The organism is Paenibacillus sp. sgz302115 (genome assembly GCF_056120445.1).
On sequence record NZ_JBVYOK010000054.1, the window covers coordinates 1 to 1396 of the forward strand.

Below are 1396 nucleotides of genomic sequence, written 5' to 3' on the forward strand. Positions count from 1 at the left end.
GCTTGCCCCGGAAATGAATAAGCAGCTTGGCGCCAAGCAGGCCGAATACAATAAAGAAAAAGAAAAATTCGACAACAAAGTTATGCTCTCCAAAGCCGACAGCCACTCGCAAATCCAGCAGGCGGAAGCCGAAGCCAAGGAGCAGCAGCTCAGCCAGCAGGCCGGAGCCAAGGCCGAAGTGGACAACCTGAGGGGCGAGTGGAAGAGTGAACTGGATGCTGCAGAAGCCGACTATGCCGGGCAAGCCGGAGCGGCAGCCCAGCAGAAGAAAAGCGAAATCAACACTGTGCGCACCGAAAAAGAACGCGAAGCCCAAAAGCGGCAGTCCGAAGCCGAACAAGAAGCCACGACCGCTTACAGCAAAGCTAAAAAAGAGGCCGATGGAAAACATGAAGAAGAAAAAGCCAAGGAAGAGAAGAAAGGCGGCTTCCTCGGCTGGGTGAAAGACAAACTCGAAGCGGTGGTTGAAGTTGTCAAGAAAGCCGTCAACTTCATTTTCGAGGGTCTAAGAAAAGCGGTTAAGTTTATTTTTGAAAAAGCGAAGCAAGCCGTGCTGGGCATCATCGAGCTGGGCCGCAAGCTGATCACCACCCTGATCCAAGGGCTAGGCAACCTGATCAAAAAGCTGGTCTCGGTAGTGTTCGCCAAGTTCCCGGGTATCGCAGCTAAAATTTGCAGCAAAATTGACGGTGTCGTGAACAAAGCGGTCAAAGCCGTCAACCAGCTCGCACAAAAGCTCAAAACGAAAGTCACCCAGGTCATGGACTTCCTGGCAACCAAAGTGGATCAGGCTTTGGCTATCGTGCAGAACTTCTACACGAAATTGATCTCGACCTTGGGCAACCTCCTGATCACTGTGTTCCTCGATGTGATGGAACGGATCGGGGCGCTTGGCAAGGCGGCGAAGCGGTCCTTCAGCCATCTGGAAGGCAAGATGTGGGAGTATCTGCTAGGAGTAGACATCTCGAAGCCGCTGGGCGCAGGTGCGGCGGAAGGCGGGGCAGAGCAGGCCCAGGAAGCGGGAGAACCGCAACCGGAAGAGAAGCTTACCGCAGATGACATCGAAATAGAGTCGGTCGAAGAGGGCGAAATGGACCCTGAGCTGGTCCGGGACATGAACCTCAAGGACGGCGAAACCAAGCAGCTTCCAGGCAGCAGCGACCCGCATACGATGGATAGCATCATGGCGGATTTTGACACCGGAAAAGCGGATCAAAGCCTTGGAGGCAAAATCGCAGATGGCGTATCGCTACGCGCAAACAATGCCAAAATGGTGTTTGACCAGATAAAAACATATGTAATAAAATGGATGAAGAGTAATGGATTGAAGCTTTTGGCGGCGGTCATCGGGATATTGGTGGGCGTTGTTGTCGCAGAAATCGTCACGGGTGGAGCC

The 1396-nt window shown here is 53.2% G+C and carries 1 pseudogene; it reads left to right on the plus strand.

Annotated elements, in window-relative coordinates:
- Nucleotides 1-1396 (plus strand): annotated as a pseudogene (locus AC0LWN_RS32580) (HNH endonuclease); the annotation flags it as partial.